The 19141-nt window shown below is 46.8% G+C and carries 19 protein-coding genes; 1 reads left to right on the forward strand and 18 read right to left on the reverse strand.

Translation table 11 applies throughout. From position 1 onward, the window contains the following. Nucleotides 1–58: 58 nt before the first annotated feature. The 14 genes from HMPREF9194_RS10955 to HMPREF9194_RS11020 form a co-directional block, all read right to left on the reverse strand. On the reverse strand, nt 59–1504 hold the full coding sequence (locus HMPREF9194_RS10955; protein ID WP_016526441.1) for an ABC transporter ATP-binding protein: 1446 nt from the start codon (nt 1502–1504) through the stop codon (nt 59–61). A 16-nt stretch (nt 1505–1520) separates the two neighbouring features. After that, the gene (locus HMPREF9194_RS10960) at nt 1521–2228 is read right to left on the reverse strand and encodes an energy-coupling factor transporter transmembrane component T (RefSeq protein WP_016526442.1); all 708 of its coding nucleotides are present in this window, start codon (nt 2226–2228) and stop codon (nt 1521–1523) included. 168 nt (nt 2229–2396) lie between these two features. After that, nucleotides 2397–3005 carry an MptD family putative ECF transporter S component gene (locus tag HMPREF9194_RS10965; RefSeq protein ID WP_016526443.1) on the reverse strand — a complete coding sequence of 203 codons (609 nt, stop codon included), beginning with the start codon at nt 3003–3005 and terminating at the stop codon, nt 2397–2399. Between the two features lie 29 nt (nt 3006–3034). Next, the gene (locus HMPREF9194_RS10970) at nt 3035–4753 is read right to left on the reverse strand and encodes an ABC transporter ATP-binding protein (RefSeq protein ID WP_016526444.1); all 1719 of its coding nucleotides are present in this window, start codon (nt 4751–4753) and stop codon (nt 3035–3037) included. Between the two features lie 2 nt (nt 4754–4755). Then, nucleotides 4756–6492 carry an ABC transporter ATP-binding protein gene (locus HMPREF9194_RS10975; protein WP_016526445.1) on the reverse strand — a complete coding sequence of 579 codons (1737 nt, stop codon included), beginning with the start codon at nt 6490–6492 and terminating at the stop codon, nt 4756–4758. A 9-nt stretch (nt 6493–6501) separates the two neighbouring features. Beyond that, complete coding sequence (locus HMPREF9194_RS10980; RefSeq protein WP_016526446.1) at nt 6502–7419, reverse strand: alpha/beta hydrolase; 918 nt, start codon at nt 7417–7419, stop codon at nt 6502–6504. A 31-nt stretch (nt 7420–7450) separates the two neighbouring features. Next, nucleotides 7451–7825: a VOC family protein gene (locus tag HMPREF9194_RS10985; protein ID WP_016526447.1), complete on the reverse strand. Its 375-nt coding sequence runs from the start codon at nt 7823–7825 to the stop codon at nt 7451–7453. A gap of 11 nt (nt 7826–7836) precedes the next feature. After that, on the reverse strand, nt 7837–8586 hold the full coding sequence (locus tag HMPREF9194_RS10990; protein ID WP_016526448.1) for a class I SAM-dependent methyltransferase: 750 nt from the start codon (nt 8584–8586) through the stop codon (nt 7837–7839). Between the two features lie 215 nt (nt 8587–8801). Next, a complete protein-coding gene (locus HMPREF9194_RS10995) occupies nt 8802–10256 on the reverse strand; it encodes an ABC transporter ATP-binding protein (RefSeq protein WP_016526449.1) in 1455 nt (484 codons plus the stop codon). A gap of 2 nt (nt 10257–10258) precedes the next feature. Beyond that, entirely contained in the window at nt 10259–10918 is a 660-nt protein-coding gene (locus HMPREF9194_RS11000) for an energy-coupling factor transporter transmembrane component T family protein (protein ID WP_016526450.1), read from the reverse strand. A 2-nt stretch (nt 10919–10920) separates the two neighbouring features. Further along, complete coding sequence (locus HMPREF9194_RS11005) at nt 10921–11508, reverse strand: MptD family putative ECF transporter S component (protein ID WP_016518357.1); 588 nt, start codon at nt 11506–11508, stop codon at nt 10921–10923. Nucleotides 11509–11599: 91 nt separating this feature from the next. Continuing rightward, on the reverse strand, nt 11600–12571 hold the full coding sequence (locus HMPREF9194_RS11010) for a helix-turn-helix domain-containing protein (protein WP_016526451.1): 972 nt from the start codon (nt 12569–12571) through the stop codon (nt 11600–11602). A 40-nt stretch (nt 12572–12611) separates the two neighbouring features. Beyond that, on the reverse strand, nt 12612–13244 hold the full coding sequence (locus tag HMPREF9194_RS11015; protein WP_016526452.1) for a TetR/AcrR family transcriptional regulator: 633 nt from the start codon (nt 13242–13244) through the stop codon (nt 12612–12614). 86 nt (nt 13245–13330) lie between these two features. Beyond that, nucleotides 13331–13837: an O-acetyl-ADP-ribose deacetylase gene (locus tag HMPREF9194_RS11020; RefSeq protein WP_016526453.1), complete on the reverse strand. Its 507-nt coding sequence runs from the start codon at nt 13835–13837 to the stop codon at nt 13331–13333. Nucleotides 13838–13953: 116 nt separating this feature from the next. Here HMPREF9194_RS11020 and HMPREF9194_RS11025 point away from each other — a divergent pair, with 116 nt between their 5' ends. Further along, on the forward strand, nt 13954–15597 hold the full coding sequence (locus tag HMPREF9194_RS11025) for a potassium/proton antiporter (RefSeq protein WP_016526454.1): 1644 nt from the start codon (nt 13954–13956) through the stop codon (nt 15595–15597). A 19-nt stretch (nt 15598–15616) separates the two neighbouring features. Here HMPREF9194_RS11025 and HMPREF9194_RS11030 read toward each other — a convergent pair whose 3' ends face one another. From HMPREF9194_RS11030 to HMPREF9194_RS12420, 4 genes are read right to left on the reverse strand one after another with little or no spacing between them, the layout of a single operon-like run. Continuing rightward, nucleotides 15617–16507 (reverse strand): YitT family protein, encoded by an 891-nt coding sequence (locus tag HMPREF9194_RS11030; protein ID WP_245540745.1) that lies wholly within the window; start codon nt 16505–16507, stop codon nt 15617–15619. Continuing rightward, entirely contained in the window at nt 16491–17558 is a 1068-nt protein-coding gene (locus HMPREF9194_RS11035) for an alpha/beta fold hydrolase (protein ID WP_016526456.1), read from the reverse strand. The genes HMPREF9194_RS11030 and HMPREF9194_RS11035 overlap by 17 nt, the downstream gene beginning before the upstream one ends. Before the next feature lie 3 nt (nt 17559–17561). Beyond that, a complete protein-coding gene (locus tag HMPREF9194_RS11040; RefSeq protein ID WP_016526457.1) occupies nt 17562–18368 on the reverse strand; it encodes a TPM domain-containing protein in 807 nt (268 codons plus the stop codon). After that, entirely contained in the window at nt 18365–19129 is a 765-nt protein-coding gene (locus tag HMPREF9194_RS12420) for a TPM domain-containing protein (RefSeq protein ID WP_016526458.1), read from the reverse strand. The genes HMPREF9194_RS11040 and HMPREF9194_RS12420 overlap by 4 nt, the downstream gene beginning before the upstream one ends. Between the last annotated feature and the right edge of the window lie 12 nt (nt 19130–19141).

A 19141-nucleotide genomic window follows, 5' to 3' on the forward strand; every position in this document is an offset into this window, starting at 1 on the left:
ACATGTCTGTCGGTATTCAAGGTTACACCAATAGCTCATAGACGTGTCCGTCTGTTCTTCAAAACCCCGCACCGGCGGGACAATCGGAAAGGATTTGCGTTTCGCCGAAGCGCAAAACGCGGGTGCAGGTTTTACAGATAAATTCATAGTCGTGCGTTACGATAAAAACGATACGGTGTGCGGCAAGGCTGCGGATAAGGGCCGAAACCTGGGCCATGCTGTCATAGTCAAGACCGCTTGTCGGTTCGTCAAAAACAAGCAGCGGCTTGGCGCTCACCTGTCCCGCGGCAACGGCGACCCGCTGCTTTTGTCCGCCGGAAAGAGAAACCGGATGCCGCGCGCGAAGCGCCGACAAATGCAGCGCATCAAGAACCGCTTCGACCGATTCCGCTTTTACCGCTTTCAGCCCGAAAGAACATTCGGCTTCGACGCTTTCCGCAAAAAGCTGGTAATTCACATCCTGCATCACCATATACGCGCGCTTCAGACGCTCTTTCGGTTTAAGCGTTTTTCCGTTCCACAGAAAACTGCCGGACGTTTCTTTGTGCAAGCCGCACAGTGCGCGTACAAAGGTTGTCTTTCCGGCACCGTTTGCGCCCGTAATTGCGATAATTTCGCCTGCGCGGGCGGAAAAAGAAAGGTTTTGCAAAATAAGCTTTCTTTTGCGGTACAGCAAAACATTCTTCACCTCCAGTTCAAGCCGCTCGTGCGCTGTTCCGTTTTGTGCGGCCGCCGTATCGGGCGCGCGATCGGGCCGCACTTCGCTCAAATCCGCTGCCCGTAAGCCCATGCGATGCCGCGTTTCGGGACGAAGCGATTTAAATTCGGCAGGCGTAAAAATACCGGCGATTTCACCTTTTTCCATATATACGATTTTGTTCGCAATTCCGGTTAAATAATACAGGCGGTGTTCGGCTACAACAACCGTTTTTCCCTGCGTCTTTATCTTTTGTATGTAGCTTTGCAGGGCCGCAATCGATTCGGAATCCAAATTCGACGACGGTTCGTCGAGTACGTAGATGTCGGGATTCATTGCATACACGGAAGCGAAGGCGATTTTTTGTTTTTCGCCGCCGGAAAGTTCAAAGATATTTCTGCCCCGTAAATTTTCGATATGCAGCTCTTCTGCCGTTTGGCGCACGCGCTGTATGAGCCGTTCTTGCGGGCAGCCTTCGTTTTCGATTCCGAACGCAATTTCGCTGTCGGTGTCGACGTTAAAAAACTGCGTCCGCGGGTTTTGAAAAACCGAGCCGACACGCTGCGCAATTTTATACAAGGGCAGTTCGGCAACATCTTGGTTTTCGATACGCACGGAACCGGTCAGCGTGCCCGCATAAAACGCGGGAATCAATCCGTTTATCAAGCGCGTAAGGGTCGTTTTTCCGCAGCCGGAACGCCCGCATAACAACACGCATTCTCCCTTGCTTATTTCCAAGTTGATGCGGCGTATGCCGTCCGTTTCGCTGCCGGAATAGGTAAAAAAAACATCGCGTATCGTTATCATATCACCTCAATTCCGCTTAAAGGATTAAACCCGCGGCAACATACAGTAAAAAAACGGCGGCGGCAGCGGCATCCGCAAAACCGAATTGTATCCGAACGAGGCAGGTACGCGGGTTCGGATTTTCAATGCCGCGGGTAAGGGCTGCGACGGAAAGTTCATCCGCGGTTTTTGATGCCGCCGTGAGCAAGGGGACGTAAATACATTCAACCGTCATTACCGGCTGTTTTATAAAACCTATAAGAGTCGGCGATACGTCGCGCATGCGCATCGCGTCTTTGATATACCGCCAATCTTCGCCGATTGCTGGAAAATAGCGGATCATGACGGCAAGCGGTATAACGGCTTTTTTGGGCAGGCGGAGCTTGTGCATCGCGGACAAAAATTCGTTTACCTTTGTCGAAACGATAAACAAAGCGCCCATCATGCCGCAGGGGTATACCTTATGGAACAGCGCAAATGCGGCCAGTAAGGTCGTTTTAAGCGTACCCGTCATATCGGCGGCCAACAGCGTGAGCACGTAAAGCAGTGCATAGCCGGCCATACCCGTAAGTGCGGCGCGCCGGTATCCGCACAAAATACCCGTTATACCCACCAGCGCGGTTAAACCGGCTCCGTAGCGCAGCGACGGCGCCGCCGCTGCGCCGATAACGCACAGCAGCAGCATAAACAGTTTTGTCCGCGGATCAAGTACCGATTTTTTTATTTCCACATTTTTCATTTCCATACTTTCATTAGCATGCAGTCGCGTGAGGGATTGGAGGGGCAGCGCAGCTGTTCCGAAGGAATGGAGCGGCAGCGGAACCCCATAAAGCCCGACGCTTAATTTTTGCCTGGGCAAAAATTAAGCGGAACGCCCAAAACAATTATCCGTTACACATTAGCGCACTATCAATTACACCAGTCCCGCTTTTTCAAATTGCTTTTTCAGCATTTTCCCGCCGACCCACGCGCTGAACGCCGCAACCAGCAAGGTTCCGCCGACAATCAGCACGGGCATCCACGGCGTTGCCGATGAACTCATCGTTTCAATATATGAAGCGTCCGTACCTTTTTTGAGCATTGCGCTTATCCACTTGTCGCGGTCGATAAAGAAAATAAGATAGGTAAACGTATTTGACAGCATAAACAGCATATAGGAAAGCGCATTAAGCTTTTTATTTTTATAATTGCCGAATCCAGCCGTAATGTCGGCGATAATGCCCATGCCGGCATTGCCGAGCGCCATCGACCAATGCATTCCCGTTACAAAAAAGAAAAAGCCTACAATTACCCCGAGAACGGTTATGCTCCAGCGCTTGTGAACCTTTGCGACCAAAAGCAAATACACGGGGCCGCACAACAGCGCGCAGCCCATCGGCATATAAAAAGTGAGTATCGGATTCGCCGCAAAAAACATACCGCCCGCCATCGTAAAAACAAGCATGAGCGCCGAGAAAATTCCCGTTGTAACCAAATCCTTTACCGATAAACCTTTTCGGTCTATCGTATTTTGCGTATCCATAAGACCTCCTGAAAATTGATAGTCCGCTTTCAATACGTATATTTTTCCGTTAAGCCCGATTTTTCAATCATGCTGCGGTAGAGCGGTGAGGCTTTTAGGAGTTCAGCGTGCGTACCTTCCGCGTCGATTTTGCCTTCGTTCATGACGATGATTTTGTCGGCATTTTCGATCGATTTTAAGCGGTGCGAAATAATAATCACGGTTTTGCCTTTTATGAGCGTGTTGAGGCTTTCCTGAATTTTCATTTCGTTTTCCACATCGAGCGATGCACTGATTTCGTCGAGGATGATAATCGGCGCGTTTTTTAAAAGAGCGCGCGCAATCGAAAGCCGCTGACGTTCTCCGCCGGAAAGACGGCTGCCGTTTTCGCCGATAACCGTATTGTAACCGTCCGGCAAAGCTTCGATAAACTCGGTACAGTTTGCAAGGCGGGCGGCTTTTTTTACGTCATCGTCGCTTGCGTTTTTATTTCCGACGCGGATATTTTCCATAATCGACGTATTAAAAAGTCCGACGTCCTGAAACACAATCGAAATTTTATCGAAGAGGCTGTCGGTGTCGATTTTTGCAATGTCTTTGCCGTCGATGAGGATCTGTCCCTTATCGTAGTCGTAGAGGCGGGATGCAAGCCGGAGCACGGTCGTCTTTCCGCAGCCGGACGGGCCGACAAGCGCGGTAACCTGATTTTGTTCGGCAGTAAACGAAATGCCGTCGATAATCTTTTGCCCCTTGTTATACGAAAATTCGACGTTTTCAAATTGAATGCCGTAATGCTGCAAAGAAGCAGGCTCGCCTTCCTGCGTTTCCGTTTCGCGCAGCTCGTTAATGCGTTTAACGCGCGAATCGATATACATCAACTCGGCAAGGTTCGCTTCGACGCCCGCAACCGCATCGGTAACGCGCGAGGCGGCGATAATATAGCCGATAAAGTACAAGAGCGGCGCAGTCCCTGCCAAATACATTTTTAATCCGAAAAACACGGTACAACCGATTGAAAACTTTAAAAACAGCATCGCGATGTTAAGCGGGATCGCTTGATGGGCTTCCACAACCAAATGCAGTTTTTCCGCTTCGTCGACATTGCCCTTCAGTTTTGCCACCACCGAATCCGTGAGCCCGTAGCTTTTAATTTCCTGTTGAAGCTCTATCGTTTCCTGAAAAAATTCCGAACGTTCACGCTGCTTATGAAAGTCGCGCGTTGTTTCGCGTATTTGAATTTTTTTCGACAGGATTAATAAAATAAAACTGATGATAATCGGTACAAATACGCATAAGCCCAATCCCGGATGAGCGGCAATCATCATCGCGCCGATAATTACAAGATAAATTACCAGTCCTATTGTTTGCGGAATTGCGTGACTGAGCGCATGCTCGATTGCGGCGACATCGGTCATAACCGTTTGCGATAAGTCCGAAACATCGTGCTTCGAAAAATACGCAAGCGGCAGGGCTTTGAGCCGGTCGGCAATGTTAACGCGCAGTTCTTTGCATTCTTTGAACGTCGCCGTGTAGAGCGTGTTGTAATTGATATGCACGAGTACATACATCACCAGCGCAAGGGCGGCAATAATGCCGATATAAAAACCCGCCGGCCGCAGCGTTCCCTCAAAATATCCCTGCAGGAAAAACATCGTTAAAAACATCGGCAAAATAAACGAGATATCCGCAAGCATCGACCATACCGACGCCGTAACAATTCCTTTTGCACCCGATTCGGTAACCCCGAACCATTTTTGTAATTTATTCATTCTTAGACTCTCCACTCATTTGCCTGAGAATACAGCTTTTGCAGCCGGCTGTACTTTCCGCCTTTTTGCATAAGCTCGGCGTCGCTGCCGCGCTCGACGATGTTTCCGTCTTCGACAACCAAAATTTCGTCGACATTTTTAATCGAGCTGAGGCGGTGCGCAATCATAATAACCGTTTTGTTTTTCATCAAATTGGAAAATGCCTGCTGAATTTCGTATTCGTTTTCGGGGTCGGCGGCCGCGGATGCTTCGTCCAAGATGATGATGTCCGCGTTTTTCAAAATAGCGCGGGCGATCGCAACGCGCTGAATTTCTCCGCCGGATAAGTGCACGCCTTTTGAACCGATGACCGTTTTTTCACGTTCGGGGAATTTTGCCAAAATGTCTTCGCAGCGGGCGAGCCGGAGCGCGTTCATTACTCCTCCATCGCTTGCCTGTGCGTTTCCCATTTTGACGTTTTCAAAAATGCTCGTTTTAAAAAGCTTCGACGTTTGGAACACAAAGGCGATGCTGCGCATAAGCGCATTTTTTGAATATGAAGAAATATCCTTTCCGCCGATTAAAACGTTGCCTGAATTTATTTTGTAAAAACCGGAAATAAGTTTTGCAATGGTTGATTTTCCGCCGCCGGACGAACCGACCAGCGCGTAGGTTTTGTTCGGCGCTAACGTAAAGCTCACGTCTTTTAAAATCTTTTCGTCGGTATAGCCGAACGAAACGTTTTTAAATTCGATTCCGAAGTTGTCAAACTTTTCTTCCGTGCCGTGTTCGAGATTGTCTTTTTCCATGTCTGCAAAAAGATTTTCAAGTTTATCCACAACGCTTTTTGCCTGAAAGTTGTACATTCCGACATACATCACGCGCATAAACGCCGAAAAAAGAATGCCGGCAATACACACAAAAAAGACGATTTTTGCAACGATGAGATTTCCGTCGGCGCCCTTATTCATAAAATAAATGGCGGCAGGAATGGTGAATACCGCGAACAGGTTAAACAGCACTTGAAACATCACATACGGAGAACGGCAGCTGAGCGTGTACTTGTATGCCAAATCGGAATACCCGGTAATCGCTTCGTAAAACGCTTTAAAGGATTCGACGGTGCTTTTAAAGATTTTTACAATCTGCATGCCGCGCACATATTCGACAGCTTCGGCATTCATCCGTTCCAATGCCGCTTGATACTTCTGCATAAAGTTTTTATTGCCCATCATAAACATCATCTGTGCGCCGCCGATAAGCGCAACGCCGAGAAGCAAAAAACCGAGCTTTACATCGACCGCAAACACGATGACAAACATAAAAATCGGCGTAAACAATGCGGAGATGTTGTCGGGAATTAAATGCGCAACCAGCATATGCGTTTCCTGCGCGTTGTCGTCTATGAGCTTGCGGATTTTTCCCGACGGGTTCATATCAAAAAACGCAAACGAAGCGTTCATCAAATGTTTGATTGCGGTTTTGCGCAAATTCGATTCAAGCCGAAAGCCGAGCACGTGCGATGCCCACAAAGCGCCGAAGTACACAATCGAATAGCCCGCCAAAAGCGAGACAATCACCGTCGCGTACATCGAGCCGTCCGTAACGTTTTTTGTAACCAAAAGCGCGTACAAAAACTTCCATAAAAACCAAAATGCTCCCATCTGAGAAGCGACGCCCAGCATGGCGCATAACGCTGAAATATACACACAATGTATTTTTTCAGGCGTATATTTAAACAATCTTTTATATGTATCCATTCAGACCTCCTATACTGTTTTTTTTATAAACGATACGATCGCTTCTTCAAGCTGACCGATGCCCGGCTGTTCAATCGGAAAGTGCCCGGCGTTTTCAAGTACGCGCAGTTCTTTTGCACCCCGTATGCGGTCGAAAAACAGGCGGCTTATCCGCTCCGGCGTCCAGCGGTCTTTTTCGGGATGGCAAAGCAAAAGCGGAAGTCCGAACGCCTCAGGCTCTGCGGCGGGAACGCTTTCCATCATGGAACATAAAAAACCCAAGTACACGGATGAGCCCGCGCTCCGTTTGTCCCGCAGCAGCAAAGACAGTATCCGCTCGTCGTTGACGATTGCCTTCATATTCGTTACCGCTCTTACCGGAATCTTTAAACGCCGAAGGAAGCGGGGAATAAAGGGCAAAAGCGGTAAAGCGATGCGCGCCTGCACTTTGTTCTTTGCCGAATATTCGCGTACTTCTTTGAATCGGTTGTCCAACAAGGTTGTAACGATGACACCCGACACGCCGCGTACCGAACAAGCAATGTTGTATGCGAGCATGCCGCCCGCGCTCAAACCCAGCACAAAAAGCTTTTTACAGCGCGGCGATTCCCGCTGAACGATATGAACGCCCGCATCAATCCACGTAGTGTACGTCGGCACACCCCTGTATTCGGTATAGCCGTAGCCGGGCAAATCGGGGCATACAATTTTATAGCCGAGACGCGCCAAAGGAACCGCGATAAACGACAAGAGCCGGCCGTTCCCGCCGACACCGTGGAACAGGACGAGCGTAACGCCGTTGTTGTTTTGTTCGTTGTACACGTCGAGATGAATGTCCGCTGCGCCGAATGAGCAGAACGTTTCGGCCGGTTCGCAGCAAGCGCCGATCCTGTTGCGTTCGGGCAAAAACGCTTGCAGTTTTTTCCATGTGTCATCATTCGCGTACACAACGTTCTCCTTTATTCAACAGCTCCACACCTCAAGTCCGCTTGTTTTCAAAAAACTCCAGCCAATGCCCGTCGGGGTCTTCAAAGGTCAGCAGTTTGCCGTAAGGTTCTGCCCTGATATCTCCGATCAGTTTGACGCCGAGAGAAATTAAATGTTGCCGCATTTTTTCAATGTCATTTACCTCGAACATAATTCTTGTTTTTGCGGGCTGCACTTTTCCTTTTTCCGCAGGTCGTTGCAGCAGGGCGAACGACGTTTCTCCCAAATCGAATTCCGGCCAAGCTCCGTCCTCTTCAATGAACTTAAGTTCAAAACCGATATTTTGATAAAAGCGGATCGATTTTTTCAAATCGCTTACATAAATCCAACAAGCATATATTTTCTTTATATTTTTGCTCTTCGCCATTTTGTACTCCTCTATTTTACCGCGCGCGTCGCAATAAACGACGGGATGTGCAGTTCGTGCAGGCGGCCTTCGCCGTTTGTGTCTTCGTAAATATCGGTGAGCGTAAAACCCGCGCGAAGCTGAGAGCCGATTTGTTCGGTAAGGGAATGCGAAAACTGCCAGCCGGAATCCGATTCTTCAAGCTGTTTGCGGTGCGCTTCGTAAACGAGCGGATTAAACGGAAGTGCGTTGATAATTTTCTCTTCTTTTTGATCAACAATATAATTGATCCCTGTATCAAGTCCGCACAGTAACACACCTCCTTTTTTGAGTATCCGAAAACATTCCAAAAACACCGGTTCAACTTTTTCGATATAGCAGTTGCTTACCGGATGGAAAATAATATCGAAGGATGCATCGGTAAAGGGAAGCGGTTTTGTCATATCTGCACGTATAATGTTAATTCGGTAACCTTCACGCTCGGCAACAATTCTCTCAGATTCAAGCTGTTTTTCAGAGTAGTCAAGTATCGTGCATTCCGCTCCGGCTGCGGTAAAAATCGGCATTTGCTGCCCGCCTCCTGATGCAAGTCCTAACAGCTTTTTCCCTTTTAAATCACCGAACCATTCGCGCGGCACCGGTTTTGTCGGCGTCAACACAACCGACCATTGTCCGTTTTTCGCTTGCACAAAGGTTTGATGATCGACGGGCTTTCCCCATTCCCAGCCTTCCGCAATCCAGCGGTCTATTACCGCCGCATTTGCATCTTGATATGTAGACATGATTACCTTGCCTATAAATCTTTGTTTTTATTTTTTGTTAATATAAACAAACTTTTACTATAAAATAAAAGCGCCGTATCCAAGAGCCGTTTATTTACAAGTTAATAACAATGTTATTAAAAAGAAAAAAAACTGTCAAGCGGGTACCTTTTGCATCAAAAATTCGTCGGTATCGGTCAAAAAATGCGATCTTTTTTTATCGCTTTGCATCATTTTTATTCCTTTTGCAAAATGTTCAGTATCTTTTCTTTATCGGTAGCGGCGATGTATTCCGTAAAGTTTCCTTTTAGGTGCAGTACGATACTGCACACTTCCATTAAAAATTCATAGTCGTGAGAAATAACAATAACGATTTTATCTTGTGCTTGAAGTTCCCGCATTTTATCGGCTACAAGGCGCATATTCTTTCCGTCCAAGCCGCTCGTCGGTTCGTCGAAAATATATGCGTCCCTTTTTAATAATGAGGCGGCGGCGATTACCAGTCGTTGTTTTTGTCCGCCGGAGAGAATTTGCGGATGTGTATCAGCAACACTGTCTAAGCAATAGCCTTTTAAGATTTCGGCGGTGTCGGCGGCGGGATCGTTTAATCGCAGTTCTTCCGCAGCAGAGATTTCAAAAAGATTGCTATCAAGGTTATTTGACAAATAGTATATCGTTTTCCTCCGTGTACGGCAGTTGAGTTTTATGTCATTGCAGCTGTCTTTTCCGCACGAATAAACGCTTCCTCCTTTTTCATGCAGCAGCCCGCTCAGTATTTTTGCGAAGGTGCTTTTGCCTGCGCCGTTTCCGCCTATGATTCCGTATATTATATCGCTTGTAAAACAATAGCTTAAATTTTCCAGTAACGATTGTCTGTTGTATGAAAAAGAGATGTTATCGATTTTCAGGCGTCGTGTTCCGGACATTGTTTTTCCGTGCGGTTCAATGCAGTCAAGAGAATATAAGCGCAATCCGAGACCTTGAAAAAATTCAACCGGTGAATGTTCAAATGTGTCTTTCGTGTAGCTGCGGATGATTTTTCCGTCTTCTATGTAATAATACCGATCGATGATATCTTTAAGATAGTAGATTCGATGTTCGGAAACGATAAGCGTTTTTCCTTTCTTTTTTAACAAAGCCATTAATCGTTTTAGCGCTTCCACACTTGCCATATCAAGATTTGCAGAAGGTTCATCAAATACATAGACCGGCGGATCAAGTGCATTGATCGACGCAATCGCGACTTTCTGTCTTTCGCCGCTTGAAAGCTGAAACAGATTTCTTGTTCGTAACGTTTCGCCGTTAATCATACGTAGAGAGTCGGTAATATGCTTGACAATTTCGGTACGTTCGATACCGTAATTCTCCAAGCCGAATGCAATTTCATCTTCTACAACTTCTGCAAAAAACTGACTTTTGGGATTTTGAAAAATAGAACCGATCACCCGTCCTATTTCGTATAATTCCTTTTTGGTCGGGTCGATACCGTTAATCGATATGCAGCCGTCCATTTTTCCCGAAAAAAATTTGTAGGCAAGTCCGTTGAGGATTCTCGTTATCGTTGTTTTTCCGCATCCGCTCAATCCGATTAAAGCAACGGCCTCTCCGTCTTGTATCTCCATCGTTATATCGTTAAGATTTTCTTTTGACGATTGCGGATATGCATAGCAGATATGATCTAATGTAATCATTTTTAATGAAGTTCCCAATAATATAATCCCGCGGATATAACAAGAGCGATCAGTGTGATAGCCCAATCGACGGCGGTAAATACGATAGCCCGCTTAGAGGTGTGTACTCCGGCAGCGGATATCCCCCGTACTTCCGCAGCAGCAGCTAATTCTTCCGCTGTTTTAGAAGCGGAAAACATCATCGGGATAAAGACATATTCCATTGTTTGCAGCGGTTTTGTTAAGGTAAATAATCCGCGCAATTTTAAGGACTCGATAATCTCTTTAAATTCATTTCCGATAATCGGAAAAAAACGCATCATAAAAATAAAAGACAACGCAATGTTTCTATTGATTTTCAATTTGTTTATAACAGCGGTCAATTCTCCCGGCGGTGTTTTAATGACTGGAATAACCGATATAAGCACAGCGATCATTCGAGTGATAATAAATAAAAACATTTCCGGCAGCATTGTACCTAATCCGTTACCCTTTGAAATGAGCTGTATTGTTTCGACAATGAGTAAAACAAAAACACAGCGGAATATACTGCGATAGTGTTTTTGAAAAACGCCATACGCTGCCAATAAACCGATTAAACAGAAAAATACGGTATCCTTGGAAATAACCGATACCAAAAATACCGTACAAAAGAATACTGTTAATTTAGTACGGAAATCCATACCTAATTTAACAACCCTGTTTTTATAAAATGTTTTTTAAGCATTTTATTGCCGATATAGCAACCGAGCATTGCAGCAATAACAGTAAGGATTAATGAAATTGCGACCCATTTAGGATCGGTATAGTATTGTGTTTGTATATCGATTTGTTCCTTCGAAACACCGGTCTTTACAAAAGCATTATAGAAAAACCAAATTTCGCTCATACCGTGTGTGGCTCGTGTAAGCGAAGTAATAATCCACGCTATGGTAATTCGCTTGCAGTTCCGGTAGCTGTCCTTACCCCACATGGAAAGTTCGCCGATAATTCCACCGACAAAAAACCAAGGGAACATAAACGGCCCCATAAAAACGGTTGTTAAAACGGCATGCAGCGTATTATAAATAAGAACTACGCCCGGTTTATTGACCTTCATTGCCATATACACAAAAAACGGTGCGAGGATAAACGCTGCAAACACGGCATTCAACACCATATTAAAAAATAAGGACGCGCCGGTAATCATCGAGAATGCAATAAACACAACGATCATTATTGCCGAAAAAATACCGATCGTCGCCAAATCCTTTACGGACAACCTATTTGACATAGTAGTACCTCCATAGGTGAAGATATTACCATCGGTTTACATTATTATTCTTTCCGAATCGGACAAGTGGTACCCGATAAGGCGGACAGTTTTATTCTTGCCGGATTAGTTTTTTATATTCGCTCGGTCGCAGGTTATAGGTCTGCTTAAATGCTTCCGAAAATTTTGCGTGGCTTGAGTAACCTATTTCCAAAGCGATTTCCGTAATGTTGGCGGAGGAGTTTTTAAGGAGATCGATTGCTTTTTGAAGCCGCGCATGTTTGACGGTTTCGTGAATGGTTACGCCATACACCGATTTATAGCAGGTTTTCATTGTTGTCGTTTTAATATGAAAGACGGCGGAAAGCTGCGCATAACTGTAGTTTTTATTTGAGTTTTTTATGATAAACCGGTGGAGGCGCTTGATGATTTCCTTATTGTTTTTTTGAGCGTATTCACGGTCGGCAAAATCAATGCCGTTTTTCAAGGTACTTAAATACAAAAACAATTCCTGTATTTTTACTTTTAAATACGGAACGGCAATTTCCTCCGGTACGTGATACATTTCATGAAATATGTGATCAAGTTCGGGTGTTGCTCGTTTTAAAAAGAGAGTACCGTTTCTGCACAGGTGCTCTAAAATGCTTCCGTAATCGATACAAAAATACTGCTGCAAGGTACGGGCTTCTTCTCCCAATTCCGCCGGAATAATATAAACGGTAATGCCATGATAATGCCGTATCGGAAAGAGCGAATGTTGCGAACAGTTTTCTAAAGGATTGATTGCAAAGTCGCCCGCATTCATGTTGACCTTTATGCCGTCTTTTAATGTCGATTCAAATGCGCCTTCTCTGCAATGGTTCAGTTCGTACTGTTTGATATTGTTATTGGGCAGAGCCGATGCGGCAGGAGAATTCAATGTGTCGGTGTGAATGTCGTTAAACATAACGTTTACACCGGGGAAGATTCGGTACGATGTAATGTAGCATATTCCATTCGGCGTTTTGACGGTATGTACTATCCCGTGTTGTAATTTTTTGACAGCTTTTATGTCGCGGCCGTAGAGGTGGTTTAAGTAATCCATAGTGTTCCCTGCTGTTTACATCATTGAACCCGATTAAACGTTATTCCTTTACCTGTTCCATCCAATATTGTTTCCACCCGCCGCAGTGATACACGTTAAAGTCGAGCACATATTCCGCCGCTTCCGATTTTGTCAAATCGTGATAAAAAATTTCTTTTAAATTTTCAAAGTGAGACGTTACCATAACGTGAATAAAAAACTTTATGCGGCGCGACATTTTAACGCCGTCCATCGTCAGCAAACGAAGCGTTGCTTTTTCCGTCAAATCGATTGCTTTATCGAAAATATGTTCGAAGGAACTTCCCTTTGCGCAGCAAACCAACAACTTCATCGCGTCCCAATTGGCATAGAAAAAATCTATCATCCTTAAAAAGCGGCGCTGCGACATTTCGGTAATTTCGGAAAGATCGCCCGCTTTCATATCGAGTTCCCGTGCTTCGAAAACGTCGTTGTGTGCCAGTATGTGTAAGAATTCGTTGAATACGCCGCCGACAAGGGCTTCAAATATGCCGTCTTTGTTTTTAAAAAGATTATACAAAGCGCCCGTCGTTACGCCGGCTCTTTGCGCAACGGCGCGCACATTTGTGCCGGCAAAGCCCTTTTCCAAAAATTCCCGTTTTGCCGCATCAAGGATTTTTTCACGCGTATTTAATTCGTGCTTTAAACCGTTCATAAATTAGTAACAATGTTATTAAAAAGCGAAAAAAATGTCAACTATAACTAACTTTTAACACGGCTTTCGAATTCCGAAAATCGAAATCAATAATCGAAAAACATTTCTTTATAGATGCCGCAAGACGCATCGTCAAAGCAAACGACGGTTACTTCCATGCAATCACCGTGGGTGTTTAAAAACGTTCTGATTTCGCGCAGAGCGATTTCAGCGGCTTCTTTTTTCGGATACCCGTAAACACCCGTGCTTATGCAGGGGAATGCGATCGACTCGCAGTTGTGCTCAAGTGCCGTGCGCAAAGATTCCCGGTAGCACGAAGCAAGAAGTTCCGGCTCGCCGCTTTTGCCGTCCGAATAAACGGGTCCGACCGTATGAATGACGTAGCGCGCGCTCAGATTGTATGCGCCCGTAATTTTTGCTTCGCCGGTTTTGCAGCCGTTCAGTTTTTTGCATTCTTCCAAAAGAAGCGGACATGCGGCTTTATGTATGGCTCCGTCAACCCCGCCGCCTCCGAGCAGCGTCGTGTTTGCGGCATTTACAATCGCGCCGGCTTTTGTTTTCGTAATATCGGCGGTTATTATTCGTATCGGCATGGCATAATTATAAAAATAAATTGAAAACGGCGCAAGTGCGTATAATGCGGACACGCGCACCGTATTTACTGACGCGCACTTGGAAAAAAACGGCTTTTCCGCTATACTTTCGACGTATGGCTCTTTTTTTATTGACCGTTTCCGCCGTCATTTTTTTATGCGTACTGCTCAATAAGGTTTCTTCGCGGCTCGGTATTCCGATGCTTTTGGCCTTTATCGTTTTGGGCATGGTGTTCGGTTCCGACGGACTTTTTAAAATTTCGTTTACGAATTATGCCGTTGCCGAACAATTATGCTCGACGGCCCTTATTTTTATCATGTTTTACGGCGGATTCGGAACAAAATGGAGCGCGGCAAAACCGGTTGCCGTTCAATCTTTTTTGCTGTCTACGGCGGGTGTCGTTTTTACCGCAGTATTTACCGCCCTTTTTTGTTACTTTGTCCTACATATTTCGGCAAGCGAAAGTTTTTTACTCGGAGCGGTTATAAGTTCAACGGACGCCGCCTCCGTGTTCTACATTCTTCGTTCAAAAAAATTAAACTTAAAACACAATACGGCATCTTTGCTCGAAGCCGAAAGCGGAAGTAACGACCCGATGTCGTACATGCTTACGATAATCGCTTTGTCGATTTTGGAAGAGCAAAGCGGCGGACAGGGAAAGAGCATCGCTTCGCTCATCTATTTGATTATATCACAGCTGCTGTACGGCGCGGCATTCGGAATTGCTTTCGGTATGCTTTCCGCCTTTATTTTACGTAAATTCAAATTTTCCGAAGCGGGATTCGATTCGGCCTTCGTTATCGGAGCGGCCGTGCTCTCGTACGCGCTGCCGTCCCTTATCGGCGGGAACGGGTACCTTTCGGCATACATAGCGGGCATTATTTTAGGCAACAGTACCATCCCGCACAAAAAGCCGCTCGTCCATTTTTTTGACGGCATAACCGGCCTCGTGCAAATGTTCGTTTTTTTTCTGCTCGGTCTTTTGGCTGCGCCTTCGGATATATACAAGGTGATGTTCCCGTCCGTTGCAATAGCGCTTTTTTTAACGCTTGTGTCGCGGCCATTGGCGGTTTTTTTGTTGCTCACGCCCTTCCGCTTTCCCGTGCGTCAACAGCTGCTCGTATCGTGGGCGGGACTCAGAGGCGCCGCATCGATCGTTTTTGCCGTTATGGCGGTCAGCGCGATACAGAGCTATCCGCACGGCGGTTTGCAGCACGATGTGTTTCATATAGTTTTTTGCATCGTTCTTTTTTCGATTCTTGTACAGGGCAGCCTGCTGCCGTTTGCGGCAAAAGCGCTCAAAATGATAGACGACAGCACAAACGTCCTGCATACGTTCAACGATTATCCCGACGAAATTCCCGTGCGTTTTATTCAGGTAACGCAGCCGAAAGAACACCCGTGGAACGGGCAGGAAATTAAGGATCTCGTGCTTCCGCCGGAGACGCTGTTGGTACTCATTTTGCGCGGAGCGGAACGCCTTATTCCGCGCGGAGGAACCGTCATCCAAAGCGGCGACATCTTGGTACTTGCGGCGCGCGTTTTTACCGAACAAACAAACGACGCCGCGCGCGAAGAAGAATTGGTTGAAATGCCGATCGGCAAACTGCACGATTGGGCGGGAAAAACGCTTGCGGAAATCGCGTCGGAAAAAATGTTCATTGTGCTTATAAAACGCAACAGCCGCCTTATCATTCCCAAAGGCGACACACGCCTTGCCGCAGGCGACGTACTCGTTGTCGAACAAAACGCGGTATAAAAGACGCTGCCGCAGAGTCCTAATCGTTCGGCCTGAGATAAAACCGCCCGGAAATTTCTTTCGAGCGCACAACATTTATAAACGCGCCCGGATCGGCCTTTTTTATTTTGGGAATCACACGGCGCACTTCGTCGCCCGAAACGACCGAATACAAAAGGTCGCGGTCGGTGTGATTATAGCAGCCGTACCCGTGAAACACCGTTGCACCGTGATGCGTGTCTACCTTGATGACTTCAAACACTTCTTCGGTTTTGGTCGTTATGACGAACAGCGTCATCTTTTGGTAGCGCCGATACAGATAGTTTAAAAGCTGCGTCGACGTAAACTGGAACAAAATCGAATACAGCGCGCGGTCCCAGCCGAACATAAAACCGTCCACCGCCAATATGCACATATTGGCAACGAGAATATAATTCCACGCATCGCGCCCGTATTTTTCGGAAATAAAAATCGCGATAAAGTCGGTTCCGCCGCTGGTCGCTCCGGCAAACAGACACAGGCTGATTGCCAGCGCGTTAAAAAACCCTCCGAAAACGGCCGCCAAAAGGATGTCGTCAGTAAAAGGATGAAGCGGCAACATGTCGGTTAAAAGGCCGGAAAGAATAATCATGAGAACCGAATAAAGCGTGTAGTTTTTGCCGATAAACCGAAAGCTGATCATGGCCGGAATGCTGTTCAAGATAAAATTGATAACGCTGAACGGAACAGTTGTGTGCGCAAAACGAAAAAAGATTTGCTGAATAAGCAGCGTCAAACCCGTAAAGCCGCCCGGCAAAAGAGAGCCTGCGCGGACAAAGATTTTGATGTTTGCGGAAAAAAGAACGGATGCGAAAATAATTAAAAACAGGCGCTTGATTTTTCCGCCGATTTTTTGCGCGTTTGCTTTATCCATACTATTTTGAAAATTCATCGTAGAATTTAAACAACTCGGGGTACCATCGACGCAGCGTTTCGTCCGTGCCGTTGTACAATTCGTGGTTCGCACCGGGACAAACCGCCAAACGCGCCGAAGGAACGGCTTCGACGAAGCGGTTTTGCCCGCCGTTGGAAACCGTTGCGTCTTTTTCCGCCTGAAAAACGAGAATCGGTTCGGTAATTTTTTTAAGCGCTTTTTTCTTAAAAATACGGTTTATGGCCTTAACCGATTCGTCCAGCCAAGCGACGGTTCCACCCCATGTTTGGTAGCGCTTTTGCGCATGCCGCTTGTTAAAATGGTACAAAAAGCGGTTTTTGCTGCACGTAAGCGCTTTTTCCGCAGAAAACGAATAGGTGCCGTCGAATTTCTTTTGACCGGGAAAATACATTTTTCCCTTGCCGAAAACGCGCAGCATTTTTACGAAAAGATGCGCCGTGTTTTGAGAACGTTTTTTCGGAAAGAACTCCAGCATCGGGGAAGCGAGAACGGCCGCCTTAAAAACGGAAGGGTGCTGTTCCAAAAACAATGCGGCAACCGCTCCGCCCATAGAATGCGAAAACAAAAGCAGGGGCAGCGCTTTTCCGCCGTCCCGTTCTTTTCCGTCGCCCAGCGTTTTCCCCAATTCCGCTGCAAGCGGTTCGGCAATTTTTACAACAACTTCATACGCACAGTCTACATAGGTTTGAAAACGCTCGATATGCACTTTGGAGGAATCGTCGATTTCCCGTCCCGAAAATCCGTGCCCGAATTCATCAAAGCGGCACAGCGCGTAGCCCTGCTGCAAAATATAATAGGTGAATTCGTCGAATTTGGAACAGAATTCGCAAAAACCGTGAAACAACACGATAAGACCGCGTACCTTTTTCGCATCCGGAACCAAGGTTTCGCAATAGATATCTTTGCCGTTTTCGGTTTTAAGCCTATGATCTTTGCGCAGCCTGTTTACGAATGGAACGACGCGCTCATCCATATCGCGCGCAAAATCGGCGTCGCTTAAAGGTTCAAAGCCGGGATAGCTTTGCACCCTATCGAGTACGGTTGTCATAATTTACCATCCTCCGGAAGCACCGCCGCCTCCGAATCCGCCTCCGCCGCCCGAAAAGCCGCCTCCGGAGCCCCCGCCGAAAGAACTGCCGCCCCAAGAGCCGCCGCTCCAGCTTGACGTGCCGGAAGAATGTTTACTCAGCGACGAAAGAAATGCCGCCGTCGCCGCCGATCGGGCAAAACCGGAACCGCGGCTGCGTCCGAAGCGTCGCCGGCGCCTGTTCATAGCGATCATCATAAACACAAAAAATAAAAACAAAACAATAGCCGAAGAGCGCGAAGCGGCGGCCGGATCCTCGTCGGAAATTTCGGACGCATAAGATTCGTCTATATCGCCGACATCGCCTCCGGCGGTAAGGTTTGCCATCTTTTGCACGGCGCCGATTATGCCTTTGCCGTAATTGCCGCTTCTAAAAGCCGGAGCGATAATGTTCCGAATAATCGAGCCGGATTGCATATCGGTTAAAGTACTTTCAAGCCCGTAGCCCACTTCGATGCGGATTTTTTTTTCGGCGGCGGCAATAAGCAGCAATGCGCCGTTGTCTTCGCCTTTTTTGCCGAGCTTCCATTGTTCAACCGTCCGCATCGAAAAACTTTCCAAGTCGTCGCCTTCGAGGCTCGGCAACGTCAAAACCGCAATTTGAATTCCTTTCGTATCGCTGAGGTTCGTTAAAAAATCGGTTAGCTGCCGCTTTTCGGCAGAATTTAAAAGTCCCGCATAATCGTTTACCGGACCGTTCATTACGGGCGGAACAAGCGCCGGCACGGAAAGCGCGGCGCATAAAAAAAGCGCGGTAAAAATCCGTTTCATTCGCCGCCTCTCAAGACGATAAGCGCATTGCTCAATTCGTCGGGATTTTCGTTCCGCGCGGGGAAATGCTTTGCCAAAAGAGCGCCGCATTCGTTTACGGTTTGTATGAGCGCTTCGGCGGATGCCGAACATTCGGAGCCGGCCGTCCGTGCGTTTTTTTTACCGAAGCCTTCGGAAAGAGCTGCGGCAAGCCTATCCCACACGGACTGTTCGATTTTTGAACAAATACCGCGGTCGGCGATAATGCAGACGCGCCTTTCCAAAAGCGATATGAAAATCAAAATACCGGTATGTTCTTTTGTGTCGTATATGCCGCTTTCGGTAAACAAGCGCATTGCGCGGCGGAAGACGGCTTCGTTCCGGTAAAAAGAAGGAACAATGAGACGGTCGAGCGCGCTTATGTTTGCAAAGAAAAAAATCAGTGCGCAGCTTAAAAAAACGAGGGCGCCCGTTAAAAGGGGCATAACGCGCGCGGGAAGTTCGCCCCAAAAAAAGAACGAAGCCGCATCTGCGATTTTATCGGACACAAAAACAAAGACGGCAAAAAGCACGGCCGAACAGCTTAATGCAAAAAACAATTCCCAAAAATCATACGAATGACTTTGCGGTGTTATCGCCGCCGCAATTTCGCCGCTCGTAGTTTGTTCTGCTTTTTCTATCGCTTTGCCGATTTTTTCGGCAGCGGCTTCGGTTATTCCCGCTTTGCGTAAAATACGCACGCGCTCTTTTTGTTCTTTTTGTGTGTTTTGTTGTCCGCTCATCGGCAGCATCCT

Origin of the sequence: Treponema maltophilum ATCC 51939 (genome assembly GCF_000413055.1) — a bacterium.
GTDB classification, from domain to species: domain Bacteria; phylum Spirochaetota; class Spirochaetia; order Treponematales; family Treponemataceae; genus Treponema_C; species Treponema_C maltophilum.